This is a genomic window from Streptomyces gelaticus (assembly GCF_014649535.1).
Classification (GTDB): domain Bacteria; phylum Actinomycetota; class Actinomycetes; order Streptomycetales; family Streptomycetaceae; genus Streptomyces; species Streptomyces gelaticus.
The window spans coordinates 100,982-127,898 of sequence record NZ_BMTF01000013.1 but is presented as its reverse complement, the minus strand read 5'-3'; the positions used below and the strand labels follow the sequence as shown (position 1 = coordinate 127,898).

Here is a 26,917-nt window from a genome sequence, read left to right as displayed (position 1 = left end):
AAGGGCTCCATTCCGTCCCCTCCCTATCCGTCGCCGGAGTCTCTAGGCTCGAAACACACCCCACACGACCGCCGACCGTCCCCCACCGAAGGACACCCGCCATGCACCGCGCCTTGATCGTCGTCGACGTTCAGAACGACTTCTGCGAGGGCGGCAGCCTCGCCGTGGCGGGGGGCGCCGATGTCGCCGCCGCCATCACCGACCTGATCGGGGAGGCCCAGGCCGGTTACCAGCACGTGGTGGCCACCCGTGACCACCACATCGACCCCGGCAGCCATTTCTCCGCCGAGCCGGACTTCGAGCACTCCTGGCCGGCGCACTGCGTGGCCGGCACCGAGGGCGTGGGCTTCCACCCGAATTTCGCCCCCGCAGTCGCCTCGGGGGCGATCGACGCGGTGTTCGACAAGGGCGCCTACGCCGCGGCGTACAGCGGCTTCGAGGGTCTCGACGAGAACGGCGTGGGGCTGGCCGACTGGCTGCGGGACCACCGGATCACCGAGGTCGACGTCGTCGGCATCGCGACCGACCATTGCGTACGGGCCACGGCACTGGACGCCGTCCGGGCCGGCTTCTCGACGCATGTGCTGCTCGACCTGACCGCGGGAGTCGCCGAGACGACCACGGAGCGGGCCCTGGAGGAGCTCCGCAGGGCCGGCGTGAAGCTGTCCGGCAAGCCGGTGGTGTAGGCCTGTCCGGCGGATCGGGGTCGGACAGGACCAGGACCCGGGATCCCTGACCCCGGCCACGGCCGCCGGTCCGCACGGGCCGCGCACGCCTCAGGCCGGCCGCCGTACGGGGACGGCGGGGCGGAGCAGGGCCCGGATCGGGTGCCAGAGCTCCTGCGCCTGCCCCGGCCTCGCCCGCCACAGCAGCCCGTCGGGGTGATGCAGCACGGCGGTGATCTCGTCGGGCGTGGGCGGCTCGGCGTTGCCGCGGAGGTAGACCGCGCGCAGGCCCGCGTTGCGCAGCCGGGTCAGTGCCCGGGCCCGGTTGGCCGCGTGCACCAGGACCCGGACCGGGGTGCCGGAACCCGCTCCGTCGGTCGGACTGAGCAGGGTGATCGCCACCACCACACTGCCGTTCGGCAACTTGCAGAACCCTCCGCCTGCCATACTCCGCGCTCCCCCGTGAGACATCGTGTCAATAAGCCTCTGGACAAGACGCACCTAAACACGACCGGCCGCCGCCCCGCTAGAGGGCGACGGCCGATCATGCTTTGACCTGCGGTTATGTGGAACTACTTGTGCGAAGGACCAACCTTGACGGTGATCGTCCGACCGCTGCGGGGCTCCTTGACGATCGAGATCCGGGTGTTCGTGTCAGGAACCTGAACACTTCCGGTCGGGTTCTCCTTGTACCAGTAGGTCCCCTTGTGGTCGTCGAAGACCGGGATGCCGCGCTGCGAGTTGATCCGGACCGGTACGTCCGCGTTGTGCAGCGTGAAGGCGTCGGTCGCGTACCAGCTGAACGGCGCGTCGAACGGCTGGATCTTGTTGCGGATGACCGAGCCGTCGGCCCACTTCAGGGGCTTGGCGTGCGAGTCGACCGGCAGGATCAGACCCTGGCCCGGGTGCTGCGAGACGTTGTTGTCCTTCTGGGACTTGTCCCAGAGCCAGACGAGCAGACCGTTCTGGTACGGGTAGTGCTCGACCCAGTCCGGACGGGTCTTGGAGAAGCCGAAGTTGTACGGGCCGACCTCAAGTGTCTTGTCGTAGCTGACGTACTGGCGGTTCTCCGCGATGTAGTACTGCGGGTAGTCCTTGGTGAACGACTCGCCGACGCGGGAGAAGCCCTTGGCGGTCCAGCCGTTGTCGTCGCCCTCGGCGTTGTCCGTGAAGAGCGCGGCACCGTCGGCGTTGACGGAGATGGTGTCGGCCGCGAAGCCGATGCCGCCCGCGCCGCCGTCGGTGGTGTAGCGGAAGCGGATGTCGATCTTCTTGCCCGCGTAGGCGTCCAGCGAGTAGGAGAGCTTCTTGTACGCGCCGGAGACGTCGGTCAGGGCCGGCTTGTCACTGGCGTCGCGCGGGATCGCCTTGCCGTCGGCCGTGCCGTCGATCGCGGTCCAGCTGGTACCGCCGTTCTCCGACACCTCGGTGTAGAGGAAGTCGTAGTCCTTCTCGATGTCCCACCAGCCCGAAAGCTCCAGGGAGGCCTTGGACTTGCCGGTCAGGTCGACCGAACGGGAGAGGGTGTTGTTGAGGTTGTCGCCCATGTCGCTCCACCACTGCTTGGAGCCCTCCGCCGGCTTGGTGACGGCGGTGGTGACGGGCTTCTCGGGCAGCGTGACGACGAGCGCCTGCTTGTTCTTGGTGTTGTACTCGGAGACACCCAGCTTGTGGGTGGACTTCGTCGAGGCCTTGGCCTCGGCGTAGTCGAGCCAGCCCAGCTGGAGCTTGTCCCAGGCGGTCATGTCGCCGGGCAGGTCACCGATCGAGTCCTTGCCGGTGCCGAGCCAGGAGCCGGCCGACATCAGGGACCAGAAACCGACCGAGTTCTCGGCGGTGTTGGTGGTGTCGTAGAGGTCCGGCAGACCCAGGTCGTGGCCGTACTCGTGGGCGAAGACACCCAGGCCGCCGTTCTCGGGCTGCGCGGTGTAGTCGCCGACCCAGATACCGGTGTCACCGATCTCGGTGCCACCGGCCTTGTTGCCGGCCGGGCCGGTCGCACCGGCGTTGGTGCCGTAGGCGTACCAGCGGTGGGCCCAGACGGCGTTCTTGCCCTCGACGCCGCCACCCGCGGACTCGTCCTCGCCGGCGTGGACGATCTGGAAGTGGTCGATGTAGCCGTCGGGCTCGTTGAAGTTGCCGTCGTTGTCGTGGTCGTAACGGTCCCACTGGTCGTACTGGGCGAGATCCGCCTTGATCTGCTCGGGCGTACGACCCTTGGCCTTCTGGTCGGCGGCCCAGGCGTTCACGCCGTCCCGGACCATGTCCCAGACGTTGGCGCAGTTGGTCGAGCCGCAGTAGTTGGAGCCGTAACGGGCCTCGTTGTACGGAACCTTGACCCAGTCGGAGACCTCGCCCTCGACCGAGTAGCGCCCGGAGGACGTCTTCTCGTAGTACGTCTTCAGCGAGTCCTTGCCGGCGCCCTCACCGAAGTAGAGGTCCTGGAAGTGGGCCTGGCTGTAATCGGCCTGCCAGGCAGTGCTGTTGTCCTTCTTGGGGTCCGGCTTGGCTATCTTGTTGTGCAGCGGGCCGGGCGTGCCCCCGTACTTCGGAACGGCCGGCTTCGGGCCGTCGCCGTCCGGGTCGAACATGGTGGTGTTGTCGACCTGGTCGCCGAACTCCACCAGAACCGTGAAGATCTTGTCGGTCTTCTCACGGCCGAGCTCGACGTACTTCTTGTCGTCGAGCTTGACGACCTGGGAGCCGCCGCGCTTCGTGATCTTCTTGTCGCCCGAGATGACCTGCTCCAGGGCGGCCTGACGCTGCGCGTCCTGCTGCTCGGTGAACGGGCCCTTCAGGTCGTGCTCGCCGCCCTTCGCCGACCCCGGGTCACGGCGGTCGACGGTGGCGCTCTTGGCCCCCGGCGTCCTGTCATCTGCCTGGGCCGTGGCGAAGGCTGACGCCGTGGCGGCAGTGGCGGCCATGGCCACGACAACCGCTGCGGCGCGAAGCGCCCTTCTGTTTGTGGTCACTTGATGCAGTCCTCCCCGGCACTCGCCGCTGCGGCCAGGAGTGAGGTGGGGCCGCGCGCGAATACGCGTCACAAGTGACGACATTCGACCGGAGATACGCGAGAAAAGACAGATCTTGACTTGCACAGGCCAAGTGCACTATGCAGGAGAACGCTTCCGTTATCCGGACGTTCACAATGCGGATAACCGGCGCGTCATGGGCCGCGGTTGGCGCGTGAAATGACTCCGTGCGCCCCCCTGTGCACCGGCACCGTGGGTTAGGTCACGCTTACCAGTGGCCTCTCTCGGGCATCCACCGTCGTAGAGTCGATTGACAGTGCGACCGTGTTGAGAGACTGCCCATCCGATGCCCCGAGGACGGATACCGCCATGCCGCATCCCACTGCCGCACAGCTCTCCTACGGTTCGGTCACCGTCGTCTTCTCGACCCTCGCGATGCTGCTGCTCTCCCGTACGGAATCGGGCATCGGAATCGCCGTCATCGGAACCGCGGCGCTCGCGCTCGGTCTGCTGGTGGCCGTGACCGTACCCCAGCCGTCACGCGTGAAAACCGCGAAGCAGGCAAGGGCCCGCTCCGCGGTCCGGGTGAACCAGGACGCCGTCTCCGCGGCCGTCGAGGCCGAGGGCCTCGCCCGCGACGGGGCCCGGTCCCCGGTCCCCGCCCCCCGCGAGGCCGCGCCGCGCCCCGCGGCTCCGGCGGACGGGCACATGAGCCGCCACTCGCTGCGCCCCTAGCCGGTCCTGTCCGGCCGGTCCGGCTCAGTCGGTCTGCACGACCACCGTCTTCGCCGCCTTGTCCTGGAGGCCCTGCCGGTACGGCTTGTCCGTGAACATGAGCACGATGTTGATCAGCCACCACAGGCACGGACAGCACAGCAGCGCCGGCAGCCACAGCACCACGGCCCGCAGGAAAGCCGCGCCGGTGTCGGGCACCCGGCCGTCGTTGAGCATGGCGACCCGCAGCTTCAGCAGCCGCTTGCCGACGGTCCGGCCGTCCTTGTGCGTGAAGTACGTGTCGTACGCGACGTAGGCGACCAGACCGATCAGCGACCACGCCAGCTGGCGCCCGCTGTACGTCTGGCTGAAGACATCACCGACGCCGTTGCCGTTGCGGTTGTTCTCCGAGACCTCGACCGCGCCGCCCCACGGCAGCGAGATCAGAAAGAGCGGGATCGAGATGATCAGCAGGTCGATCAGCCGGGCCAGGATGCGCTTGCCCGGCTCCCCGAGCGGCGGCATTCCGGCCAGTGGGTCCGCACCGTACGGTCCGCCGCCGTAGGGCCCCGGATCGTACGGCGGCGGGGGCGGAGCACTGTCGTACGGCGAACCCGATGACGGCGGCGGCTCGTGCGGCTTCTTGCGGAACGGGTCGTCCTCGGGCGGCTGACCGGACGTCGGCTGATCGTTGCTCATGGGGGCAGTGCACCCCGGCCCCGGAGCCCCCGCAACGGCTCAGGTGCGTTCGGGGGAACGGGCGGTACCGACGGCCGCTCACCCGATGGACCGTCAGCCGGACGGGTGCGCTCAGGCCGCCACGAAGGTGTGTGCCGCCTTGTCGTGCCAGCACTGGCGCCACGGCCGGTCGATCAGACACCACAGCACGTTGACCACGCCGATGACAAGGACGCCCAGCACGCCGTAGACCAGCCACCGACGCAGCGCGGCGCCGAAGGCCGGGGCCTCGTGGGACTCGATGTCCCGTACTTCGAGTCCGCAGAGCTTCTTGCCGAGCGTTCGTCCCCACTTGGCCGTCGGCAGTGCCTCCAGCAGTACGCCGAGCACGAGGAACGCGCCCAGCACCGCACCGAACAGACCGGCCGTGGTGGAGTCCACCAGCCAGACGGTGACCGTCTCACCGGACAGCTTCGCCGCGTTGATCTTCTCGTCGATGTGGTCCAGCGCCTGTGAGACGAGCGGGACGCCGATGGCACCGACGAGTGCCATCAGTACGACGGTGTCGATCAGCCGGGCGGCGAACCGCTTGCCGAGCCCGGCCGGCCTGGCCGCCGCCTGGGCCTGCGCGAGCTGCTGGAAGGGGTCGTTGACCGGCGGCTTCCAGGGCACGACGGGCTGATCCGGCTGAGCGCCTTGCGCACCGGCCTGCGGACGGGGCTGCTGGAATTGTCGGGGCTGCTGGGGCAGGGGCCGGGCCGGGGGCTGGAGTTGATGCTGCTGGGCCAGGGGCTGGGGCTGCTGGGGTTGTTGCTGGGCCGGGAGTTGCGCCCAGGGGGCGGGGGCCGGGGCCGGGTTCTGTCCGGGGGCCGGGGCCGGGGCGGAGTTCTGCGCCGGGGCGGGAGTCCGGTTCTGCGCGGGGGCCGGGGCGGGGTTCTGGGTGTCGGCACCGGGGGCGAGTGCGCGGATCGCCATCGTCCCCTCCGAGGCCGCCGGTTCCGCCGTGCGGTGAGCGGGCGGGCCACCGCCCTGACCCACGGCCCGGATCGTGACCGTACCGTCGGCGGGCGGGCGCCCCGCTTCGCCTGCGCCCTCGCCCGTCCCGCCGTCGCCCGTCCCGCTGCTGCCGGGACGGCCCTGGCGGCCGACCCGGATCGCCACAGTGTTCTCGGGAGGAGCGGCTGCGGGCTGTCGCGGGTCCGCCGGAGCTCGGTCGGCGGGAACAGGGTCGGCGGGAACAGGGTCGGCAGGGGCGCGATCGGAGGGCGTACGCGGATCGGGGCCGGGCTCCGTGGCCCCCGGAAGCCGATCCTGATCGCCCTGCCCACGCCGGCCGCCCTGGCCGCCCTGGCCGATCGGGCCGCCCTGTTCATCGGACCGGCCGGTGCCGCCCCAGGAGACCCGTCGGTCGCGTTCCCCGCCGAATCCGGTCTGCCGGGAGGCGTCGGCCTGCCAGGCGGTGGCCGGTTCGGGGCGGTTGCCCGTGGACGGCTCCTCGTCCAGGAAGACCGGACCGGTCTCGTCCACCGGCGCCGGGGCGGCGGACTGCGGCTGCGACGGCGACCGGGGCCGCGACTCCGGCTCCGGCTGCGACTCGGCCACCGGCTCGGAGGGCGCCGCGCCGGAAGGCGCCGCAGGCGTCGACTCGCCCTGCTGAGGGGCGGGGCGGCTCGTGCCGGGCACCCACGAAGCGCCGTTCCAGTACCGGACGTAGCCGGGAATGGACGGGTCGGGGTAGTACCCCTCGCGGGGGCTTTCGTCACCGGGTGCCGGGGTTGGGGCGCTCATCACCGTGGTCCCGTATCTCTTCGAGGCCTGAATGCAACGGGTCCACATCTACCAGACGCCCGCGTACCCCCGGGCCACTCCAGGGGTTTGGGCCGCTTTCCCGTCGCCCGGAAAATTTTTCGGAAGTCGCGTAATGGACGGCGTGGAGGGCGCTCTCTCCTTGTGCGGGCCGGTCATGGGACCGGTCCACAGGCACCGGAAGGACGCACTCATGCACACCGTCGTGGAACGCGAGCTGGAACTCAAGCTGGTCCTGTCGCCCGAGCACAGCATCCCCGTACCCGCCCGTCTGTCGTACCGCACGGAGGACCCGTACGCCGTGCACGTCGCCTTTCACATCGGCTCCGACTTCCCGGTCCACTGGACGTTCGCCCGCGATCTGCTGGTCGAGGGGGTGTTCCGGCCGTGCGGTCACGGGGACGTCCGGATCTGGCCGACCAAGGTCGACCAGCGCAGCGTGATCTACGTCGCGCTGAGCTCGCCCGACGGGAGCGCGCTCCTGGAGGTGCCGTCCGCCGCGGTGGCCGCCTGGGTGGAGCGGACGCTGCGGGTGGTCCCGCCCGGTACGGAGGCCGAGCTGCTCGGGATCGACGAGGGCCTCGCCGAGCTCCTCGCGCCGCTGCCGGCCGACGACCTGTGGATGCGCGACCCGTGGCCGTCGGACGAGTCGCAGGACGGCGAGGCGTGAGGGGGCTCGGTCGCACCCGGCCGTCAGAACACCTTGCCGGGGTTGAGGAGCCCCAGCGGGTCGAACGCCTGCTTGATGCCCCGGTGCAGTTCGACGCTCACCTCGCCGAGCTCGCGCGCGAGCCACTCCTTCTTCAGTACGCCCACGCCGTGTTCACCGGTGATCGTGCCGCCGAGCTCCAGGCCGAGCGCCATGATCTCGTCGAAGGACTCACGGGCCCGCCGGGACTCGTCGGCGTCGGTGTGGTCGAAGCAGACGACGGGGTGGGTGTTGCCGTCGCCCGCGTGCGCGCAGACGCCGATGGTGAGGCCGTACTTCTCGGCCACGGCCGCGGTGCCCTCCAGCATGGCGCCGAGCTTCGAGCGGGGTACGCAGACGTCGTCGATCATCGTGGCCGACTTGACGGTCTCCAGCGCGGTGAGCGACATCCGCCGGGCCCGGAGCAGCATTTCGGACTCGGCGGCGTCCTCGGCGGGGACCACGTCGGTGGCACCGGCCGCGGTGCACAGCCCGGCGACGGCGGCCAGGTCGGCCGACGGGTCCGGGGTGTCGAAGGCGGCGAGCAGGAGCGCCTCGGTGGTGTCGGGGAGGCCCATGTTGGCCATCCTGTTGACAGCCTGGATCGTTGTACGGTCCATCAGTTCGAGGAGTGACGGAGTGTGACCACGCTCCATGATCCGGCAGATCGCGTCGCAGGCGGTCGCCGCGCTCGGGAACTCCGCGGCCAGGACCAGCTGCTGCGGCGGCCGGGGCTTCAGCGCGAGCACGGCCTTGACGACGATGCCGAGGCTGCCCTCCGAGCCGACGAAGAGCCGGGTGAGGTCGTAGCCGGCGACGCCCTTCGCGGTGCGGCGGCCGGTGCTGAGCAGGCGCCCGTCGGCGAGGACGACCTCCAGGCCGAGTACGTATTCGGCGGTGACCCCGTACTTCACGCAGCACAGGCCGCCGGACGCGGTGCCGATGTTGCCGCCGATGGTGCACGTCTCCCAGCTGGAGGGGTCCGGCGGGTAGGAGAGGCCGTGCTCGTCGACCGCCCGGGACAACGCCGCGTTGACGACGCCCGGTTCGACGACGGCGATCCGGTCGACCGGGCTGATCTCCAGGATCCGGTCCATCTTCACCAGGGACAGCACGATGCAGCCGTCGGAGGCGTTGGCCGCGCCCGACAGGCCGGTACGGGCTCCCTGCGGGACGACCGGCACGCGCAGCGCCGTGGCCGTGCGCATGACGTGCTGGACCTGCTCGACCGTGCGCGGGAGCACGACGACGGCGGGCGTGCCCGCGTCGCAGAAGCTCGCCATGTCGTGGGCGTACGAGGCGGTGATGTCGGGATCCGTGATCAGGGCCTCGGCGGGCAGACCCGCACGCAGTTCTTCGAGAAGACCGTTCATGATCCAAGCGTGGCACCCGGGCCCATTGGTGTGAACCCGTCTGCCGCGGCCTCCCCAAGGCGCAGTGTGCTCTTATTACTGACGCAGAGTGATCGGCATGGATGTCATGCCGCAGCAGCCTCCGCAGTCTCCCGAGCCGAGCCGCCCTCCCCTTGACGCCTCCGATTTTTCCGGTGCCTCCGCGCTGTCCACGTTCTCCGACCCGGCGTCGCAGGACGGTCTCCCGCCCCTCTCGCTGCGCACGACGCTGCGCCGGGCGGTCCTGGGCGCGGTGGCGGGGGCGGTGCTGGTGACGGGTGCGGTGGTGGCCGTTCCGGACGACGGGAAGAAGGCCGCGCCGCCGCCCCTGCCCGGTCCGGTCTCTCGCGCGCTGGCGGCGACGGCGGCCGGCTCCCCGGCCTCGCTCTCCGATCTGACGGCGCTGCTCGGGGACCGGCAGCAATGGGTCGGCACGCATCCGTCCGACGCGCGGTCCTGGGCGGTGCTGGGTACGGCCTACGTGGAGTGGGCCCGGCGTTCCGCGGACGCGGCGTACTACGAACGGGCCGAGCAGGCACTGAAGCGCTCGCTGGACGTGCGGCCGGGTGAGAACGGGAACACGGCGGCCTGGGTGGGGCTCACGGCGCTGGCCAGTGCCCGGCACGACTTCGGCACGGCGAAGAAGTGGGGCGAGACGGTACGGGCGCGGCAGCCGGAGCAGTGGACCGTCTACCCGGCGCTGATCGAGGCGTACGCCGGTCTCGGGGACCACAAGTCCGTGAAAACAGCGGTGGAGCGGTTCACGGCGCTGCGTGCCGGGGTCCCCGCGCTCATGCAGACGGCCGGGATGTACCGGGAGCGCGGCTGGCGCGAGGACGCGCTGGCCAACGCGCAGAAGGCGGCGGACCTGGCGGGCACCCCCGCGCAGAAGGCGGAGTGCCTGGCCCTGCTCGGCGAACTGGCCTGGGAGCGGGGCGAGCCGGAGGAGGCGGTCGCGCAGCACAGCGCGGCGCTGCGGACCGACCGGGCGCACCATCCGTCACTCGCGGGCCGGGCCAGGGCGCTGGTGGCGCTCGGCCGCACGGACGAGGCGCGGCGCGACTACCGGGCGGCGCTGGCGTATCTTCCCCGGCCCGAATACATGCTGGAGCTGGGCGAGTTGTACGAGTCGCTGGGGCAGGACGGAGAGGCCGCCGGCCAGTACGCACGGCTGCGCGAGACGCTCGCCCAGGAAGCGGTCCAGGGCGTGGACAACGCGCTGCTGCGCGGCCGTTTCGAGGCCGATCACGGGGATCCGGACACGGCGGTCGAGCTGCTGGACGGCGAGTGGGCGCGGCAGCACCGCAGCGCGGCGGTGGCGGACGCGCTGGGCTGGGCCCGGTACCGTTCCGGCGACCCGTCCGCCGCGCTGGAGTACGCGGCCCGCGCGGTCGACACGGGTGGCCGGAACGCCTCGTACGCGTACCACCTGGGCGTGATCCAGAAGGCGGTGCGGGACTACGGTCCGGCGCGCCGCAATCTGGAGGAGGCGCTGCGCACCAACCCGCAGTTCTCGCCCCTGGCCGGTCCGGCCGCCCAGGAGGCCTTGGACGACCTGACCGCTCCCCCGGCGGGCGGCTGACCGGACATGCGGCCTGCCCCGCAGCGATCGGAGCCGCAGCAGGCCGTGGCGAGGGAGCCCGTGACAACGCCACGGGCCCCGGGCGAACGCTGAGGAGCCCGGAGCCCGTGGTACGCCGACCCGGAGGTCAGAGATTGCCGCGCTTCTCCTGCTCGCGCTCGATCGCCTCGAACAGGGCCTTGAAGTTGCCCTTGCCGAAGCCCATCGAGCCATGGCGCTCGATCATCTCGAAGAAGACGGTCGGGCGGTCCTGGACCGGCTTGGTGAAGATCTGCAGCAGGTAGCCGTCCTCGTCGCGGTCGACGAGGATCTTCAGCTCGCGCAGGGTCTCCACGGGCACGCGGGTCTCGCCCGCCCACTCGCCGAGGGTGTCGTAGTACGAGTCGGGCGTGTCCAGGAACTGCACGCCGGCCGCGCGCATCGCCCGTACCGAGGCGACGATGTCGTTCGTGGCGAGCGCGATGTGCTGGACACCGGCGCCGCCGTAGAACTCCAGGTACTCGTCGATCTGGGACTTCTTCTTGGCGACCGCCGGCTCGTTGATCGGGAACTTGACCTTGAGGGTGCCGTCGGCGACGACCTTCGACATGAGCGCGGAGTACTCGGTGGCGATGTCGTCGCCCACGAACTCCTTCATGTTGGTGAAGCCCATGACCTTGTTGTAGAAGCCGACCCACTCGTTCATCCGGCCGAGTTCCACATTGCCGACGCAGTGGTCGACGGCCTGGAAGGTGCGTTTGGCCGGGGGCTCGACGATCGGGTCGGCCGCGGTGTAGCCGGGGAGGTAGGGGCCGTCGTAGCCGGAGCGCTCGACGAGGGTGTGCCGGGTCTGGCCGTACGTGGCGATCGCGGCGAGCACAACGGTGCCGTGCTCGTCCTTGACCTCGTGCGGCTCGTCGAGGCCGAGGGCGCCGTGCTCGACCGCGTACGCGTAGGCGGCGCGGGCGTCCGGGACCTCGATGGCCAGGTCGACGACGCCGTCGCCGTGCTCGGTCACATGGTTGGCGAGGAAGCGGCCGTGGTCGGTGGTGGCCTTGATGACGGAGGTGAAGACGAAACGCGCCGATCCGTTGGTCAGCACGTAACTCGCCGTCTCGCGGCTGCCGTTCTCCGGTCCGGAGTAGGCGACCAGCTTCATGCCGAAGGCCGTCGAGTAGTAGTGCGCGGCCTGCTTGGCGTTGCCGACGGCGAAGACGACCGCGTCCATTCCCTTGACCGGGAAGGGGTCGGCCTGCCGGGCTGTTTCGGGGGTGGTGTGCAGAGTCTCAGTCATGTCGGAAGGCTCTCTCCGCTTCGCAAGGTGCGCAACAGTTTGCGAATCCGCTGGGCAATCTGTACAGCGGATGGGGATGATGAGCGGGCTATCTGTACATGATGACCATCACGTCCGCCCTTCGGAGAAGACCATGGCGATCGATCATCTGGACGGGCGGCTCATCGTGCTGCTGGCCCGTGAGCCCCGCATCGGCGTCCTCGAAGCATCGCGCAGGCTCGGCGTGGCCCGGGGCACGGTGCAGGCCCGGCTCGACCGGCTTCAGTCGAATGGAGTCATCCGCGGATTCGGCCCGGCGGTCGACCCCGCGGCCCTCGGCTATCCCGTCACCGCGTTCGCCACCCTGGAGATCAAACAGGGCCAAGGAGCCGATGTACGTGCCCACTTGGCCGGTGTACCGGAAGTGCTGGAGCTGCACACCACCACCGGGCACGGCGACATGCTCTGCCGTCTCGTCGCGCGTTCCAACGCCGATCTCCAACGGGTGATCGACCGGGTTGTCGGTTTTGATGGCATTGTCCGGGCCTCCACGGCCATCGTCATGGAGAACCCGGTCCCGCTGCGGATCATCCCGCTCGTCGAGCAGGCCGCGGAGGACAACGACTGAGCCGAGGGGTGACGTGTGAGCTTCTGGGAGTACCTGGGCAACCAGCACCAACAGCTGCTCACCGACGCGTACCAGCACGCCAGCGCCGTGTTCCAGTGCATGGTCATCGCCACCCTGCTGGGCATCCTGATCGGAGTCGTCACCTACCGCAGCGGCTGGGCGGGTTCACTGGCCATCACCTCGACGGCGACGATCCTCACCATCCCCTCCCTCGCCGCGATCGGTCTGCTCATCCCGCTCGTCGGCCTCGGCGTCGCGCCCACGGTGATCACCCTGACGCTGTACGGGCTGCTGCCCGTCGTCCGCAACGCCATCGTGGGGCTGCGCGGCGTCGATCCGGCGCTGGTCGACGCGGCGAAGGGCATCGGGATGTCACGGCTGGCCCGGCTGTGCCGGGTGGAACTCCCCCTCGCCTGGCCGCCGATCCTCACCGGCATCCGGGTCTCCACACAGATGCTGATGGGCATCGCCGCCATCGCCGCGTACGCCTCGGGCCCCGGCCTGGGCAACGAGATCTTCCGCGGCATCGCCTCGCTGGGCAGTGCCAACGCGCTCAATCAGGTGCTCGCGGGCACGCTCGGCATCGTCATCCTCGCTCTGCTCTTCGACGCCGCGTACGTACTGCTCGGGCGGCTCACCATTCCAAGGGGGATTCGTGTCTGAGACCGCCACCGGGAACACGGACGCCGCCGGCGCCGGGACGAGGAAGCCCGCGTCCGGTGCGACCATCCAGCTGGAGGACCTGACCAAGCGCTATCCGGGCAATCCCAGCCCGGCGGTGGACAGCGTCTCGATGGAGATCAAGGCCGGTGAGACGGTGATCTTCGTCGGCCCGTCCGGCTGCGGGAAGTCCACCACTCTGAAGATGATCAACCGGCTGATCGAGCCGTCGTCCGGGCGGATCAGGATCGACGACGAGGACGTCACCGACATCGACCCGGTGAAGCTGCGCCGCAAGATCGGCTACGCGATCCAGTCGTCCGGGCTCTTCCCGCACATGACGGTCGCCGAGAACATCGCCCTCGTACCGAAGATGGTCGGCTGGCCGAAGTCGAGGGTGAAGGACCGGGTCGAGGAGATGCTCGATCTGGTGGGGCTCGATCCGCGGGAGTTCCACGGCCGCTATCCCCGCGCGCTCTCCGGCGGGCAGCAGCAACGGGTGGGCGTGGCGCGGGCGCTGGCGGCCGACCCGCCGGTGCTGCTGATGGACGAACCGTTCGGCGCGGTCGACCCGATCACCCGGGACCACCTCCAGGACGAGCTGATCCGGCTCCAGCACGAGCTGCACAAGACGATCGTCTTCGTCACCCACGACTTCGACGAGGCGATCAAGCTGGGTGACCGGATCGCCGTGCTGCGGGAGCGTTCGCACATCGCGCAGTTCGACACCCCGGAGGCGATCCTCACCAATCCGACGGACGACTTCGTCTCGGGCTTCGTGGGGGCCGGGGCGGCGCTGAAGCGGCTCAACCTCACCCGCGTACGGGATGTGGAGATGGCTGCGTTCCCGACGGTGACGGTCGACGATCCGCTCCAGTCGATCTTCAACAAGCTGCGTACCAGCCTGCACAACGAGCTGTTGATGCTGGACCGCAGGAACCGTCCGTACAAGTGGCTGCGGCGCGGCGACCTGATGCGGGCCCGGGGGTCGCTGGCGCGGGCCGGGCAGCTGGTCCACGACACGGTGACGCGTGACGCGACGCTGCACGACGCGCTGGAGGCGGTGCTGACCGACAGCGGCGGGCGGGTCGCGGTGACCGGGCGGCGCGGCGAGTTCATCGGGGTCGTCGACATGCAGACCCTGATGAACTCCGTCCATGAACTGCTGGAGGCCGACCGGCTCGCCGCCATCGAGCACCAGCACGACCTGGAGGAGATGCGCAGCCATCAGACCGAGGCGGAGCTGGAGGGCGGTGCGGGCTCATGACCCCCAAATCGCCGTTGGACCCCGAGTCCTCCCGCCGGGCGCGCTCCGAGCGCCCCCTCCCCTCCTCCGACAAGGACCGCCCGCCCGGGGAACACGACGTCAAGGGCCATGCCTTCCGGGACGAGGAGGAGGAGCCCGCCCCGCCGCCGGCCGGTCCGCCGCGCCGGATCACCTGGCGCAAGCTGGTGACGATGCCGCTCGCGCTGGTGGTCGTGCTGGTCGTCACGTATCTGTGGATCACCAACATCACTCTCGACTCGATCGCACGGAATTCGCTGAGCGGCGGCAATGTGCAGCTGCGCTGGTGGCAGCATGTGCGGCTGACCGCGATCTCGACGTTCTGGGTGCTGGTCATCGCCATTCCGCTGGGGATCGCGATGACCCGGCGCAGGCTGCGCAGGGGTGCCCCGGTGGTCACGGCGTTCGCCAACATCGGGCAGGCGACACCGGCGATCGGTCTGCTGGCGCTGCTGGTGATCTGGCTGGGCATCGGTCCCTCGACGGCGATCATCGGCATGGTGATCTACGCGGTGCTGCCGGTCTTCTCCAATACGGTGGCCGGTCTCAAGGCCATCGAACCGAACCTGATCGAGGCCTCGCGCGGCATCGGCATGTCGGCGACGGGGACGCTCACCAAGGTCGAACTGCCGCTCGCCGTCCCGCTGATCCTGGCCGGTGTGCGCACGGCGCTGGTGCTCAACGTGGGCACGGCGACGCTGGCCACCTTCGTCGGCGGCGGCGGCCTCGGCGACCTGATCACCTCGGGCATCCAGACCCAGCGGATGCCGGTGCTGGTGCTCGGTTCCGTACTGACGGTGGTACTGGCGCTGCTGGTGGACTGGCTGGCCTCGCTGGCCGAGGTGTTGCTGACGCCGCGCGGACTGGAGGTGCGGTGATGGGGCCGCGGAAGGTACGAACCGGCCTGATGGGGGCGGTGGCGCTGGCGCTGATGCTCTCGGGGTGCGGGCTGAAGAGCGGCTCGCCGATGGTGGACGACGTGGAGCCGGGCTCGGTCGGCCGGGGGAAGCCGCTGGCCGGTGCCTCGCTGACGGTCACCTCGAAGAACTTCAGCGAGAACATCATCCTGGGCCAGATGATCGGCCTGGTCTTCAAGGCCGCCGGCGCGGAGGTCCTGGACCGGACGAACCTGCCCGGCTCGATCAGTGCGCGCGAGGCGATCATCAAGGGCGGCGCGGACGCGATGTACGAGTACACCGGCACCGGCTGGATCACCTATCTGGGCCATGCGAAGCCGATCCCCGATCCGATGAAGCAGTGGGAGGCGGTCCGCGACGAGGACCGCGGTACGGGGGTGACCTGGCTGCCGCCGTCCACGCTCAACAACACCTACGCGCTCGCCATCAGCCGGGAGAACAACGCGAAGTACCACCTGAAGACGCTCTCCGACGTCGCGGCGCTGTCGAAGACGGACCCGTCGGCGGTGACGATCTGCGTGGAGAACGAGTTCGCCTCCCGTGACGACGGGCTGCCGGGCATGGAGAAGGCCTACGGGATGTCGCTCCCGGCCGCCAACATCAAGAAGATGGACGCCGGAATCATCTACACCCAGGTCTCGAAGTCCGACTCCTGCCTGCTGGGCGAGGTGTTCACCACGGACGGCCGGATCAAGGCGATGGACCTCGAAGTGCTCGTGGACGACAAGCACTTCTTCCCCAACTACAACGCGGCGCCGGTGATCCACACCAAGACCTTCGAGAAGTATCCGCAGATCGCCGCGCTGCTCGACCCGGTCAGCAAGAAGCTGACCACCGAGGTCGCCCAGGTGCTCAACGCCAAGGTGGACGTGGACGGGCAGGACCCGCACAAGGTGGCGAAGGACTGGCTGATCCAGGAGGGGTTCATCAAGCAGGGCTGAGCCGGGAGTCTCTGTCGCGGCCCTCCCCCGGGTGACGCCCTACAGAGATTTCCTTGCAAAGAATCTGTTGCAAAGAAAGCATTGCAACTCTATGGTTCACCCATGCCCGCACCACACGACGACGCCGAGAACCTCCACAAGGTCGATGCCCGCACCCTGCGCGGGCTGGCCCACCCCCTGCGGCTGCGCCTGCTGGCCGCCCTGCGGGAGTACGGTCCCGCCACCGCCTCCGGTCTCGCCGCCCGGCTCGGCGAGTCCAGCGGCGCCACCAGTTACCACCTCCGGCAGCTGGCCGCCTACGGCTTCGTCGAGGACGACCCGGAGCTCGGCAAGGGCCGCGAGCGCTGGTGGCGGTCCGCGCACCGGGGCACCGTCTTCGACAGCGGCAGATTCCTGACCCACCCGGATCCCGAGGTGCGCGGCGCGGTCGACGTCGTACTCCACGAGATGGCCACCTCGCACGCCCAGGAGCTGAACACCTGGATCGGCACCATGCGCGAATGGCCCGAGGAATGGCGCGAGGGCTGGGACATCAGCGACTTCCAGGTGCGCCTCACCCCCGAACTCTCCGAGGAGCTGATCGGGAAGATCCACGAACTCATCGAGAGCTACCGGGGCCGCGTCCCGGAGGGCACCGAGGGATCGGCCAACGTCCGCAGCCATGTGCACCTCTTCCCGCGCCCCGCGGAGTAACCAGCCCGACGGGCAACGAGCCCCTCCCGACCGGAAGGACACCGTCATGCACTCCGACACCCATCTGCTGCTGCACCAGCTGCGCTCCGCCGAACTGCGGCTCCGCGCCACGGAGTCCGGCCGCACGCCGGCCGCCTCGCACACCGGGCTGCGCACCCGGCTGGGCTGGGCCCTCGTCGATCTGGGGCTGCGCGTCCTGCCCCGCCACCCCGGTCACGCCTCCGTCGCAACCGGTTCGGCGTGAACGGCCGGGGGGACCGCAGCCGCATTCCGCTCACCGCCGTACTCACCGCCAACTCCATATCCAGGGCCGGTAGTTCACTCACCCTGATCGGCGTTCCCTGGTTCGTGCTGGAGACCACGGGAAGCGCGGGCCGGGCCGGCGTCGTGGCCTTCTGCGCGACGCTGCCGATCGTCGTGTCCGCCCTGATCGGCGGCCCCGTCATCGACCGGATCGGACGGCGCCGGGTCTCCGTCGCGTCCGACCTGGTGTGCGGCCTCTCCGTCGCCGCCGTCCCGCTGCTGCACTACGCGAACGCCCTGGACTTCTGGATGCTGTGCGCGCTGATGGCGGTCGGCGGGCTCGTGCACACCCCGGGCGACACCGCACGCTACGTCCTGGTGCCGGATCTCGCCGAGCACGCCGGCATCACCCTCACCCGTGCCGCCAGCCTCTTCGACGCCGTCTCGCGCGGCGCCCGGATGGCGGGGGCGGCACTGGCCGGCGTACTGATCGCGTTCGTCGGCGCGGAGACCGTACTGCTGCTGGACGCGGTGACGTATCTGACCTCCGCGCTGCTGATCGCGGCAGGCGTACGGGGGGTGCGCGCGGCCGAGCCCCGCAAGGCCGCGGTCCCGGTCTCGCTGCGCGCGTACCGCACCGAACTGCGCGAGGGTTTCGCCTACTTGCTGGGCCACCGGCTGCTGCTGGCGGTCGTGGTGATGGTCCTGTTCATGAACGGCACCGACCAGGGGTGGAACGCGGTCCTGCTGCCGGTGCACGCCGCCGCCGAGCTGGGCGGGGCCGGGGACATCGGGCTGCTCACCGCACTGTTCGGCGCGGGCGGACTGACCGGGGCGCTGCTGTACGGGGCGGTCGGGCACCGTTTCTCGCGGTGGGCCGTGTTCACGGTGTGCGTGGTGCTGTGCGGCGCGCCCAGGTACGTGGTCGCGGCGCTGACCGGGACGACACTGCCGCTCGCCGTGACCATGGCGCTGAGCGGTGTCGCGGGCGGGGTACTGAACCCGATCCTGACGACGGTGATCTACGGAACGGTCCCCGACGAGCTGCGCAGCCGGGTCTCCGGGGTCATCACGGCGGGCTGCGAGCTGGCCCTGCCGGTGGGCGGTCTGGCGGCCGGCCTGCTGGTGGAGAGCACGGGTGTACGGGGCGCGCTGCTGGCGATGGGCGGGGTGTACCTGCTGGCGACGCTGGGTCCGCTGGTCTTCCCGGTGTGGCGCACGATGGACGGGGCGGGGGCGGGGGCCGAGCGCGTGCCCGTACCGTCACCGGCCGGGGAGATCAGCAGCTCGGGACCTTGTGGCCCTGCTCCAGCGCCTTCAACGAGGACACCGCGCTCTTCAGCGTCGTGACCGGGATCAGCCGCATCCCCTTGGGGAGCTCGGCGCGCGCCTCCCTGCACTCCGCCTTCGGCACGAGGAAGACGGTCGCCCCGTCGCGGTGTGCCGCCTGGGTCTTCAGGGACACCCCGCCGACCGCGCCGACCGCGCCGTTCGCCTGGATGGTGCCGGTGCCCGCGACGGTGCGGCCGCCGGTGAGATCGCCGCCCGAACCGTCGCCGTCGAGCTTGTCGACGATGCCGAGCGCGAAGAACAGACCGGCGCTGGGGCCGCCCACATCGGCGAGGTGCAGGGTCACATCGACCGAGCCGGGCTTCTTCCCGAGGTAGTTCAGGGCGGCGTCGACCGCGGAGTCCTGCGACTTCTGCATGTCCTCGAGGTTGTGCTTCTCGATCTCCTTCTCGGAGCCACCGCTCGGGTAGACGGATTCACGGGGCAGGACCGCCCGGTCCGTACGGAACCAGCTGTCGATCACATCACCGAGGCCGACATCGGCGGTCGGCCCGGTCGCGAGGATCGTCGTCATCCGCAGCTCGCCCTCGGTGGGGCGGGTCGGTGCGCCCTTGATGCTGATCACGGGCGTGCCGTGATCCTTCCCGAGCACATTCGCCGTCGAGCCGGGCTGCGCCAGGGTGAACGGCAGCGGTGCGAACGCGGCCACACCGAACAGGGCGAGGACGGGCAGAGCGCACAGAGCGAGGGCGCGGGGGCGCGAGAGACGAGAGAGCACCCGCCCAATCTAACCGCCGGGCCGGACGCACGGGCCAGACGCCCCGTACGCGGCCGGGCCCCGCAGGGCCCTTCCGGCCGGTCCGCCCGCCGGGCCCACCGGTTCCCCGGCCCATCGCCCCCTACCGGAGCGCGTCCGCCACTTCCCGGGCGGCGTCCACCACGCGGGGGCCGACGCGCTCGGGTATGGAGTCCGTGAGCATCACCACGCCCACGCTGCCCTCGACCCCGGTCACCCCCATCAGCGCGGCGGCGGCCCCGCTCGCCCCGGCTTCCAGCTCGCCGTGGGTGAGGGTGAAGGCGGTCTCGCCGACCGGCTTCTGGCGGGCGGCGAGGATCGCCCGGCCCGCGGCGCCCCGGTCCAGCGGGTGGCGGAATCCGGCCCGGTAGGCCACGTGGTAATCGGTCCAGGTCGGCTCGACGACCGCGACGGCCAGCGCGTCGCTGCCGTCGACCAGCGTGAGATGGGCGGTGGCCCCGATGTCCTCGGCGAGCGACCGCAGCGCGGGCAGCGCGGCTTCCCGTACGAGCGGATGCACCTGGCGGCCCAGGCGCAGCACACCCAGGCCCACCCTGGCCCGGCCGCCCAAGTCGCGGCGCACCAGGGCGTGTTGCTCCAGGGTGGCGAGCAGACGGTAGACCACGGTCCGGTTGACACCCAGTTTGTTGGACAACTCGGTGACGGTCAGGCCGTGGTCGGTGTCGGCAAGCAGTTTGAGGACCCTCAGGCCCCGGTCGAGCGTCTGGGAGGTTTCCGCGGTCACGACGCCCCCTCCTCTTTGATCAGCGGCAGCGGCCGGTTCCCACGGAATGTGCGCCGCCGGTCCCAGCGGCGACGCACGGAGAGGCCGCCGGCCTAACCAGGCACCGGCTGCGCCCCGGAGCGGCTCTGCCACGGGGCGTTCATTTTTTGGACAGTAGCGAGCGAGTCCGCTCAGCGGAAGACCTCGTCCAGAATCCGGGCGTCGCCCGGGGCAAGGTTGTCTTGAAGCAGCATAAGCGCCGGTCAGCGCGGCGCCGGCCGAAGCCCGGAGGTCTACGCGCGTCCAGGTCGGCCGACGCCTTCACGGCACTTCGCGCACCGGAATTGAACTGTCGTTAACTCACGGTGAACGACTGTTGCGCAATTTTTCCGTTCACGAGCACCTCGCAGGCCCGGATCGACTTCGTCGCCGGGTCGCGGACGGTGAAGTCGAGGGCGAAGGTGCCGTCGAGTCCGACGACCCGGGTGACGTACGGATCGGCGGTCCGCTTCCCGTCCGCGGTGCGGCCGGTCACCGAGACCGTGGCGACGGGGGCGAAGGAGCGGCCGGTCACCTGGACCGTCGTGCCGACGGGCCCCTCGGGCGGCGAGAGCGCGAAGGACGGGCCGGCGGGGGCGGTGCCGTCCTGGACGGTGAACGCCGCTGTCTCGGTACGCGGGTTGACGAGGACCTCCCGGACCCGGATGGCGACGGTGTCGGCGGCGTTGACCGTGAAGGTCTGCGAGAACGCCCCGTCCAGCCCGACCACCTTGGTCCTCACCGGGTCGGACGTCTGCGATCCGTCGGCCCGCAGCCCGACGACGGACACCGTCGCGACCTTCGCGAAGCCCTGCCCGACGACGGTGACCGCGGTGCCCTTCGGACCGGCCGAAGGGCTGAGCACGACGAAGGACGGGGCGACGGTCAGCGGGGTGACGGCCTGCGCTCCGCCGGCGGTGACCTGGAGCGTGTAGACGCCGCGCGGGACGGACCCGGCGACGGTGACCGTACCGGCGAGCGTGCCTTCGGCGCCGATCCTGAGGGTGGAGCCGCTGATCCGGGCGCCGTCGCAGGAGCCGCCGTCGGCTCCGCAGAGCGCGGCGGCGGGCGTGGTGCCGGTCGGCCAGTCGCCGCCGGAGAGGGCGATCGTGCCGCCCGGCTTGACCTTCGCCGCGCCCGCGGAGAGCGTCGCGGAGGCGTCCGTCACGGTGAACGGTGTGGTCAGCACAGTGGCCGGATCATTGCCCTCGTCGACCTGGATCGAGGCGATGGCCGGGTCGGAGACGGTGAACTCGGCGCCGAACGTGCCGTCGGGGGTGCTCTTCACATAGACGGCGGTGTCGTCGAGCGTCGCCCCGCCCGCGTCCAGGCCGACGATGTTGATCCACCGGTCCTGGAAGTAGTTGCTGCCGGTGACGGAGATGACGCTGCCGAGCGGCGCCCCGGCACGGGAGAGCGCGATGGCCCGCGGCCCGGCGGGCACGAAGGCCTTGACGGTCAGCGGCGCGGTCGCCTCCTTCGTACCGTCGCCGACCTTCACCAGGTACGAGCCGTCGGGCACGGCGCCCGCGGCGGCGAGCACCGCGCTGCCGGACAGTTCCCCGGAGCCGCTGATCGCGAGCGTGCCGGAGACGAACTTGGCGGGGTCGCAGCCGCCGCCGTCCGCCGCGCACAGCGACGGTACGGGGGTGGCGCCCGCGGTCCACAGGCTGCCGGACAGGGTGACGGCGGTGGACGGCCGGACGGCGGTGGCGGGCGCGGTCAGGGTGGCCGGATGGCCCGCGGTGCCCTCGGCGGTCACCGTGCCGATGGAGCCGCCTCCGCTCACCACGTCGCACGGGGTCTCGTAGGTGGAGCCGAGCACCTTCGTACGCGTCAGATTGCGCACCGGGGTGAAGGAGATCGGGCCGCTCGCATCGGCGGGGATGATGAAGTCCCCTTCGTACGGCGGGATTTCGATGGGCTTGCCGGACGGGATGTCGAGGTTGACCTGGGGGCCGGTGACGGTGACCGTGCCGGTGGCGCCACCGGACATGGCGAGGTCGATGCTGGGGGTGGTGGGTACGTCGTTCAGGCTGAGGCCGCTGGTGGCGGGCGACGGGCCGAGGGTGACCTTGGCATGGACCTTGCCGCCCGGATCGACGATCGACGGCGAGAGGTCGACGCTCATCTGCTGCGGCCCGGTCGCCTCGCCCTGACCGGCGGGCAGGCTGCAGTGGACGGTCGGGGTGACGGTGCCGGCCTCGGCGGCGGGCGCGAGAGCGAAGGTGCCACCGGTCCAGACGAGCACGGCCCCGGCGGTGAGGGCCACGGCACGGCGTAACACCGCACCCGGTCTTTCCGTTCTTCTCGATCGTCCAGCAAGCATGCTGCTCCTCCATGGGTGTCGTGCGCTGCTGCGGGAATTCTCCGAATGCGGAATGGCGACGCCCGCCCGCTCCGATGCGAGAAGGAGCGGGCGGGCGTCCGGAGGTACTTTTCGTTTCCTTGCTCAGAGAAGCGTGAGGGTGAGAGTGGCGCTGTAATCTCCGGGCCGGGTGAATCCGGGGACGGTGAGGGTGAGATCGGCGTCGGCGTCGAACCGGCCACCGGTGAACGGACGGGAGCCGTCCGGATCCATCCGGCAGAGACTCGCCGCCCCGCTCCCGAGCGCGGCGGGCGATCCGGCCACCGGCACCCCCACGCTGCCGTGCTGCGCCGCGCACCTGGGTGTCCAGCGGACGGCGCCGGCCGGAATGGTGCCGCCGTCGGCGCTGGTGAAGCCGGTGAGGGTGGCGGTCAGGGACCATCCGCTGTCGACGCCGCGGGCGTCCTCCACCTCGACCCGGTTGAGCCGGGAGCGCTGCACACCGCTGCCGGTGCCCAGGACCGTCGTACCGAAGTCGACGGTGTCACCGTCCTGGACCATGGACAGCGTCCCGGCCCTGACCGAGGTGTTCAGCCGCTGGTCGGCGCTGCCGCCGTCCCCTCCCCCGCCGGTGGAGACGGTGAACGGCGCGGTCCGTACGGTCGCCGGGTCGTTGCCCTCGTCCGCCTGGACTGCGACGACGGCCTCGGAGACCACGGTGAACTCGACGGCGAAGGTGCCGTCCGGGCCGCTCTTGACGTAGACCGCGCTGTCGTCGATCCCGGTGCCCGACGCGTCGAGGCCGATGACATTGATCCAGCGGTCCGGGTTGTAGTTCTTGCCGCTGACCGTGATCACACTGCCGACCGGGCCGCTGCTCCGCGACAGCGAGATCTCGCGGTCGCCGGCCGCGACGGCCCTGACGGTGAGCGGAGCCGTGGCCTCCTTCGTGCCGTCGTTGACCTTCACCTCGTACGTGCCGTCCGGCACCGCACCGGCCTCGGCGAGGGTGGCGGTGCCGCTCAGCGTCCCGTCACCGCCGATGGTGAGCGTGTGGCTTCTGAACTTCAGCGGATCGCAGCCGCCACCGCCCACCGAGCAGAGCGAGGGCACCGGCGCACCACCCGGCGTCCAGCCCGAACCACCCAGCGTCACAGCGGTGTTGGGGCGTACGGGGTCGGCGGGCGCGCTCAGGGTGGAGGGCTCGGAGCCGGTGCCCTGAACCGTGACGGTGCCGATGCTGCCGCCGCCGTCGACGACGCCGCACGGCGTCTCGAAGACCGAGCCGAGCACCTTGGTCTGCGTCAGCGTACGGACCGGGGCGAACGAGATGTCTCCGGAGGCATTCGCGGGGACCAGGAAGTCGCCCTCGTACGGCGGGAGTTCGATGGGCGTACCGGACGGGATGTCCATGGTGAACTCGGCGCCGCGCACCGTGACGGTGCCGGTCGCCCCGCCGGACATGGCGAGGTCGAGGCTGGGGATGGTCGGCACGTCCTCCAGGGGGAGGGCGCTGGTGGCGGGGGACGGGCCGAGGGTGACCTTGGCGTGAACCTTGCCGCCCGGGGCGACGACTGCGGGCGACAGCTCGACGGTCATCTGCTGCGGTCCGGTCGCCTCGCCCTGACCGGCGGGCAGGGTGCAGTGGACGGTCGGGGTGACCGTACCGGCGCCCTGGGCGCCGGCCGCCGGTACGACCTGGGCGCTCGCCCCGGCGCAGCTCAGCGACATCACGAAGCAGGCAGCGAGCAGCCCGGTCACGCCGGGTCTTCGTCGTCGTATCACCAGACACCCCTCCATGGCCCATTGATTGCGCACATTGAGGAGGCCGGGTGCAAAGAAGTCAAGAGAGAACTGATTGATCCTTATCTGAAATGCCCGAAAAGCATTTCCATGGGAATTTCAAGTGCCCCTGCGGACTTCTCTTGACTTCTCTGAAGATCACCGTTTCACTGCTGCCGACATGCCGGGCCCGGCACGCAGATCCACTTCTTCAGTTCTTCGGTGAATCTGCGGAATTCAGAACCGGAAGGAGTTCCCCCCGTCATGTCGTCGAATCGAAGACACATCCCCCTGGTGCTGGCCGCGGCCTGTTCCGTGGCCGGCGCACTCGCCCTGGCCCCGACGGCCCAGGCCGTGACCCCGCTCACCGCGACGGCCACGTACAACTGCGGCGCCTGGGGCAGCGGTCTCGCCACCCTGACCGCCGCCGACTCGGGCACGTCCAAGACCATCAAGATCACGTCCACCGCGATCACCATGCCGGCCGGTACCAGCGCCGACCCGAACAGCATCACGACGACGCTCAAGCTCACCAAGACCTCGGGCGGCGTCACCAGTCAGGTGCAGTTCTCCGGGAAGACCAACCCCGGCATGAGCGGCGGCAACCCGATCACCCTGGGCCCGCTGAAGCTCACCTCCGGCACCCTGGCGGCGGGTGACAGCACGAACTCCGTGGTGCTGCCCGCTCCCCCGAGCGCCACCAACTGGTCACTGCAGATCGTGGCCTCGTCCCCGACCTCGGCCACGGTTCCGTGTGTGGCCACGACGAACCAGTCCGCGCCACTCGTCTGGTAGCCGCGCCGTCCCTCCGGTGACCGCGCCGTCTCTCCGGTGACCGCGCCGTTTCTCCGGTGGTCACGCCGTTTCTCCGGTGGTCACGCCGTTTCTCCGTTAGTCGCGCCACCCTCATCCGCACGCAAGCACGCACGACACCGGCCCGGGGCGAGGACCGCATTCCCCCACCCCGGGCCGGCGAAGAGCGCCCTCAGTTCATCCGGGTGGCCCACTCCTGGACCTTCTTGATCCGCTGCTGGATCTGCCCGGCCGTGGCCTCCGCGCTCGGCGGCCCGCCGCACACCCGTCGCAGCTCGGTGTGGATCACCCCGTGCGGCTTGCCGCTCTGGTGCGTGTACGCCGAGACCATCGTGTTGAGCTGCTTGCGCAGTCCGAGCAGCTGCTTGTGCGTGACCACCGGTCGCGCCCCGGCCGGCTTCTCCAGCAGATCGGCTTCCGCGGCCGGCTTCTGGCGGCTGTGCGCGATCTGCCGGGACTGCCGCTTCTGGAGCAGCAGCTGCACCTGGTCGGGCTCCAGCAGCCCCGGAATCCCCAGGTAGTCCTGTTCCTCCTCGCTGCCCGGGTGCGCCTGCATGCCGAATTCGGCACCGTCGTACAGCACCCGGTCGAAGACCGCGTCGGATTCGAGGGCCTCGAAGGGCAGCTGCTCCTCGGTCTCCTCGTCCTCCAGCTTCTCGGCGTCGGCGAGGAGCTTGTCCTCCTCCGCGAACGGGTTCTCCTCGTCGCTGCCCTTCTTGGGCTTGTCGAGGACGTGGTCCCGCTCGACCTCCATCTCGTTGGCGAAGTCGAGCAGCATCGGAATGGTCGGCACGAAGACCGAGGCGGTCTCGCCGCGCCTGCGCGAGCGCACGAAGCGCCCGACGGCCTGCGCGAAGAACAGCGGCGTGGAGATGGTGGTGGCGTACACGCCCACGGCGAGGCGCGGCACGTCGACGCCCTCCGACACCATGCGCACCGCGACCATCCAGCGGGAGTCGTCCCCGCTGAACTGGTCGATCTTCTTCGAAGCGGCCTTCTCGTCGGAGAGGACCACGGTGGCCTTCTCACCGGTGACCCGCTTGAGGATCTTGGCGTACTCGCGCGCCGATTCCTGGTCGGTGGCGATGACCAGGCCACCCGCGTCCGGAATGCCCTTGCGCACCTCGGTCAGCCGCTTGTCGGCGGCGCTCAGCACATTGGGGATCCACTCGCCGGTGGGCGCCAGGGCGGTACGCCAGGCCTGCCCGATGGCGTCCTTGGTCATCGGCTCGCCGAGCCGGGCGGCGATCTCGTCACCGGCCTTGGTGCGCCAGCGCATGTTGCCGCTGTAGCTGAGGAAGATCACGGGCCGGACGACGCCGTCGGCGAGCGCGTTGCCGTAGCCGTAGGTGTAGTCGGCCGAGGAGCGGCGGATGCCGTCATTGCCCTCCTCGTACACGACGAAGGGGATCGGATTGGTGTCGGACCTGAACGGTGTACCGGTGAGCGCGAGCCGCCGGGTGGCCGGGTCGAACGCCTCCTGGCACGCCTCGCCCCAGGACTTCGAGTCACCGGCGTGGTGGATCTCGTCGAGGATGACGAGGGTCTTGCGCTGCTCGCAGCGGTTGCGGTGCAGCATCGGCCGTACGCCGACGCCCGCGTAGGTGACCGCGACGCCGTCGTACTCCTTGCTCAGCGGACCCGCGCTGTAGTCGGGGTCGAGCTTGATCCCTATCCGGGCCGCTGCCTCGGCCCACTGCTTCTTCAGGTGCTCGGTCGGCGCGACGACGGTGACCTGCTGCACGACGTGGTGGTGCAGCAGCCATGACGCGAGGGTCAGCGCGAAGGTGGTCTTCCCCGCGCCGGGGGTGGCGACCGCGAGGAAGTCGCGCGGCTGCTCCTGGATGTACTTCTCCATGGCGCCCTGCTGCCAGGCTCGCAGCTTGCCGGCCGTGCCCCAGGGGGCGCGGCCGGGGAAGGCGGGTGAGAGGTGGTGGGAGGCGGTAGTAGTCACGGTCTCCGGTTCGGGTCTCTCGGGTACGTGGGGCGCTGTCCGCACGGCCGGGACGGACCCGCACGCGATACGACAACCGGGCCACCTTACCGGGGG

The 26,917-nt window shown here is 70.3% G+C and carries 24 protein-coding genes; 13 read left to right on the top strand and 11 right to left on the bottom strand.

The window, feature by feature from the left end; translation table 11 throughout:
* Nucleotides 1-101: 101 nt before the first annotated feature.
* A complete protein-coding gene (locus IE107_RS19920; RefSeq protein ID WP_189545165.1) occupies nucleotides 102-686 on the top strand; it encodes an isochorismatase family protein in 585 nt (194 codons plus the stop codon).
* Between the two features lie 90 nt (nucleotides 687-776).
* Here IE107_RS19920 and IE107_RS19915 read toward each other — a convergent pair whose 3' ends face one another.
* On the bottom strand, nucleotides 777-1,112 hold the full coding sequence (locus tag IE107_RS19915; RefSeq protein WP_189545164.1) for a hypothetical protein: 336 nt from the start codon (nucleotides 1,110-1,112) through the stop codon (nucleotides 777-779).
* A 125-nt stretch (nucleotides 1,113-1,237) separates the two neighbouring features.
* Nucleotides 1,238-3,637: an immune inhibitor A domain-containing protein gene (locus IE107_RS19910; RefSeq protein ID WP_189545163.1), complete on the bottom strand. Its 2,400-nt coding sequence runs from the start codon at nucleotides 3,635-3,637 to the stop codon at nucleotides 1,238-1,240.
* A gap of 369 nt (nucleotides 3,638-4,006) precedes the next feature.
* On the opposite strand from IE107_RS19910, the gene IE107_RS19905 reads away from it, so the two are divergent.
* Entirely contained in the window at nucleotides 4,007-4,372 is a 366-nt protein-coding gene (locus IE107_RS19905; protein ID WP_189545162.1) for a hypothetical protein, read from the top strand.
* A 24-nt stretch (nucleotides 4,373-4,396) separates the two neighbouring features.
* On the opposite strand, the gene IE107_RS19900 is transcribed toward IE107_RS19905, so the two are convergent.
* Together IE107_RS19900 and IE107_RS19895 are read right to left on the bottom strand one after the other, a co-directional pair.
* Nucleotides 4,397-5,050, bottom strand: coding sequence for an RDD family protein (locus IE107_RS19900; protein WP_189545161.1), 654 nt, complete (start codon nucleotides 5,048-5,050; stop codon nucleotides 4,397-4,399).
* A gap of 111 nt (nucleotides 5,051-5,161) precedes the next feature.
* Entirely contained in the window at nucleotides 5,162-6,817 is a 1,656-nt protein-coding gene (locus IE107_RS19895; protein ID WP_189545160.1) for an RDD family protein, read from the bottom strand.
* Between the two features lie 211 nt (nucleotides 6,818-7,028).
* Between IE107_RS19895 and IE107_RS19890 the strand changes: the two genes are divergently transcribed.
* Nucleotides 7,029-7,505: an SsgA family sporulation/cell division regulator gene (locus tag IE107_RS19890; RefSeq protein ID WP_189545159.1), complete on the top strand. Its 477-nt coding sequence runs from the start codon at nucleotides 7,029-7,031 to the stop codon at nucleotides 7,503-7,505.
* Nucleotides 7,506-7,528: 23 nt separating this feature from the next.
* Here the strand turns inward: IE107_RS19890 and IE107_RS19885 are convergent, their stop codons facing one another.
* Nucleotides 7,529-8,896, bottom strand: a complete 1,368-nt coding sequence (locus IE107_RS19885; protein WP_189545158.1) for an FAD-binding oxidoreductase — start codon at nucleotides 8,894-8,896, stop codon at nucleotides 7,529-7,531.
* Between the two features lie 97 nt (nucleotides 8,897-8,993).
* Between IE107_RS19885 and IE107_RS19880 the strand changes: the two genes are divergently transcribed.
* Complete coding sequence (locus IE107_RS19880; protein WP_189545157.1) at nucleotides 8,994-10,496, top strand: tetratricopeptide repeat protein; 1,503 nt, start codon at nucleotides 8,994-8,996, stop codon at nucleotides 10,494-10,496.
* Between the two features lie 127 nt (nucleotides 10,497-10,623).
* On the opposite strand, the gene hppD is transcribed toward IE107_RS19880, so the two are convergent.
* Nucleotides 10,624-11,769, bottom strand: coding sequence for a 4-hydroxyphenylpyruvate dioxygenase (gene hppD / locus IE107_RS19875; protein ID WP_189545156.1), 1,146 nt, complete (start codon nucleotides 11,767-11,769; stop codon nucleotides 10,624-10,626).
* A 133-nt stretch (nucleotides 11,770-11,902) separates the two neighbouring features.
* Between hppD and IE107_RS19870 the strand changes: the two genes are divergently transcribed.
* The 8 genes from IE107_RS19870 (at nucleotide 11,903) to IE107_RS19835 (ending at nucleotide 18,465) form a co-directional block, all read left to right on the top strand.
* Nucleotides 11,903-12,376 carry an Lrp/AsnC family transcriptional regulator gene (locus IE107_RS19870; protein WP_189545155.1) on the top strand — a complete coding sequence of 158 codons (474 nt, stop codon included), beginning with the start codon at nucleotides 11,903-11,905 and terminating at the stop codon, nucleotides 12,374-12,376.
* A gap of 15 nt (nucleotides 12,377-12,391) precedes the next feature.
* Nucleotides 12,392-13,039 (top strand): ABC transporter permease, encoded by a 648-nt coding sequence (locus IE107_RS19865; RefSeq protein ID WP_189545154.1) that lies wholly within the window; start codon nucleotides 12,392-12,394, stop codon nucleotides 13,037-13,039.
* Nucleotides 13,032-14,303 carry an ABC transporter ATP-binding protein gene (locus IE107_RS19860; RefSeq protein WP_189545153.1) on the top strand — a complete coding sequence of 424 codons (1,272 nt, stop codon included), beginning with the start codon at nucleotides 13,032-13,034 and terminating at the stop codon, nucleotides 14,301-14,303. The genes IE107_RS19865 and IE107_RS19860 overlap by 8 nt, the downstream gene beginning before the upstream one ends.
* The gene (locus IE107_RS19855; protein ID WP_189545152.1) at nucleotides 14,300-15,199 is read left to right on the top strand and encodes an ABC transporter permease; all 900 of its coding nucleotides are present in this window, start codon (nucleotides 14,300-14,302) and stop codon (nucleotides 15,197-15,199) included. The genes IE107_RS19860 and IE107_RS19855 overlap by 4 nt, the downstream gene beginning before the upstream one ends.
* Nucleotides 15,199-16,179, top strand: a complete 981-nt coding sequence (locus IE107_RS19850) for a glycine betaine ABC transporter substrate-binding protein (RefSeq protein WP_189545151.1) — start codon at nucleotides 15,199-15,201, stop codon at nucleotides 16,177-16,179. Before IE107_RS19855 ends, IE107_RS19850 begins: the two co-directional genes overlap by 1 nt.
* 102 nt (nucleotides 16,180-16,281) lie before the next feature.
* A complete protein-coding gene (locus IE107_RS19845; RefSeq protein ID WP_189545150.1) occupies nucleotides 16,282-16,872 on the top strand; it encodes an ArsR/SmtB family transcription factor in 591 nt (196 codons plus the stop codon).
* A 46-nt stretch (nucleotides 16,873-16,918) separates the two neighbouring features.
* Entirely contained in the window at nucleotides 16,919-17,116 is a 198-nt protein-coding gene (locus tag IE107_RS19840; protein WP_189545149.1) for a hypothetical protein, read from the top strand.
* On the top strand, nucleotides 17,113-18,465 hold the full coding sequence (locus IE107_RS19835; protein WP_189545148.1) for an MFS transporter: 1,353 nt from the start codon (nucleotides 17,113-17,115) through the stop codon (nucleotides 18,463-18,465). Before IE107_RS19840 ends, IE107_RS19835 begins: the two co-directional genes overlap by 4 nt.
* On the opposite strand, the gene IE107_RS19830 is transcribed toward IE107_RS19835, so the two are convergent.
* The 4 genes from IE107_RS19830 to IE107_RS19815 form a co-directional block, all read right to left on the bottom strand.
* On the bottom strand, nucleotides 18,395-19,183 hold the full coding sequence (locus tag IE107_RS19830; protein WP_189545147.1) for a YlbL family protein: 789 nt from the start codon (nucleotides 19,181-19,183) through the stop codon (nucleotides 18,395-18,397). The genes IE107_RS19835 and IE107_RS19830 overlap by 71 nt on opposite strands.
* A gap of 121 nt (nucleotides 19,184-19,304) precedes the next feature.
* Nucleotides 19,305-19,946, bottom strand: coding sequence for an IclR family transcriptional regulator (locus tag IE107_RS19825; RefSeq protein ID WP_189545146.1), 642 nt, complete (start codon nucleotides 19,944-19,946; stop codon nucleotides 19,305-19,307).
* Between the two features lie 334 nt (nucleotides 19,947-20,280).
* Nucleotides 20,281-22,236, bottom strand: coding sequence for a hypothetical protein (locus IE107_RS19820; protein ID WP_229867107.1), 1,956 nt, complete (start codon nucleotides 22,234-22,236; stop codon nucleotides 20,281-20,283).
* Nucleotides 22,237-22,416: 180 nt separating this feature from the next.
* Nucleotides 22,417-24,033: a WxL domain-containing protein gene (locus IE107_RS19815; RefSeq protein ID WP_189545144.1), complete on the bottom strand. Its 1,617-nt coding sequence runs from the start codon at nucleotides 24,031-24,033 to the stop codon at nucleotides 22,417-22,419.
* Between the two features lie 285 nt (nucleotides 24,034-24,318).
* Here IE107_RS19815 and IE107_RS19810 point away from each other — a divergent pair, with 285 nt between their 5' ends.
* Complete coding sequence (locus tag IE107_RS19810; protein ID WP_189545143.1) at nucleotides 24,319-24,849, top strand: hypothetical protein; 531 nt, start codon at nucleotides 24,319-24,321, stop codon at nucleotides 24,847-24,849.
* Between the two features lie 190 nt (nucleotides 24,850-25,039).
* Here IE107_RS19810 and IE107_RS19805 read toward each other — a convergent pair whose 3' ends face one another.
* Nucleotides 25,040-26,821, bottom strand: coding sequence for a DEAD/DEAH box helicase (locus tag IE107_RS19805; protein WP_189545142.1), 1,782 nt, complete (start codon nucleotides 26,819-26,821; stop codon nucleotides 25,040-25,042).
* Between the last annotated feature and the right edge of the window lie 96 nt (nucleotides 26,822-26,917).

What these genes read in the sequence shown, in the direction of transcription:
- IE107_RS19885 (WP_189545158.1), bottom strand. Translation starts at nt 8,896, where the DNA reads ATGAACGGTCTTCTCGAAGAACTGCGTGCGGGTCTGCCCGCCGAGGCC.
- IE107_RS19920 (WP_189545165.1), top strand. Translation starts at nt 102, where the DNA reads ATGCACCGCGCCTTGATCGTCGTCGACGTTCAGAACGACTTCTGCGAG.
- IE107_RS19855 (WP_189545152.1), top strand. Translation starts at nt 14,300, where the DNA reads ATGACCCCCAAATCGCCGTTGGACCCCGAGTCCTCCCGCCGGGCGCGC.
- IE107_RS19810 (WP_189545143.1), top strand. Translation starts at nt 24,319, where the DNA reads ATGTCGTCGAATCGAAGACACATCCCCCTGGTGCTGGCCGCGGCCTGT.
- IE107_RS19900 (WP_189545161.1), bottom strand. Translation starts at nt 5,050, where the DNA reads ATGAGCAACGATCAGCCGACGTCCGGTCAGCCGCCCGAGGACGACCCG.
- hppD (WP_189545156.1), bottom strand. Translation starts at nt 11,769, where the DNA reads ATGACTGAGACTCTGCACACCACCCCCGAAACAGCCCGGCAGGCCGAC.
- IE107_RS19895 (WP_189545160.1), bottom strand. Translation starts at nt 6,817, where the DNA reads ATGAGCGCCCCAACCCCGGCACCCGGTGACGAAAGCCCCCGCGAGGGG.
- IE107_RS19905 (WP_189545162.1), top strand. Translation starts at nt 4,007, where the DNA reads ATGCCGCATCCCACTGCCGCACAGCTCTCCTACGGTTCGGTCACCGTC.
- IE107_RS19915 (WP_189545164.1), bottom strand. Translation starts at nt 1,112, where the DNA reads ATGGCAGGCGGAGGGTTCTGCAAGTTGCCGAACGGCAGTGTGGTGGTG.
- IE107_RS19845 (WP_189545150.1), top strand. Translation starts at nt 16,282, where the DNA reads ATGCCCGCACCACACGACGACGCCGAGAACCTCCACAAGGTCGATGCC.
- IE107_RS19870 (WP_189545155.1), top strand. Translation starts at nt 11,903, where the DNA reads ATGGCGATCGATCATCTGGACGGGCGGCTCATCGTGCTGCTGGCCCGT.
- IE107_RS19850 (WP_189545151.1), top strand. Translation starts at nt 15,199, where the DNA reads ATGGGGCCGCGGAAGGTACGAACCGGCCTGATGGGGGCGGTGGCGCTG.
- IE107_RS19880 (WP_189545157.1), top strand. Translation starts at nt 8,994, where the DNA reads ATGGATGTCATGCCGCAGCAGCCTCCGCAGTCTCCCGAGCCGAGCCGC.
- IE107_RS19890 (WP_189545159.1), top strand. Translation starts at nt 7,029, where the DNA reads ATGCACACCGTCGTGGAACGCGAGCTGGAACTCAAGCTGGTCCTGTCG.
- IE107_RS19840 (WP_189545149.1), top strand. Translation starts at nt 16,919, where the DNA reads ATGCACTCCGACACCCATCTGCTGCTGCACCAGCTGCGCTCCGCCGAA.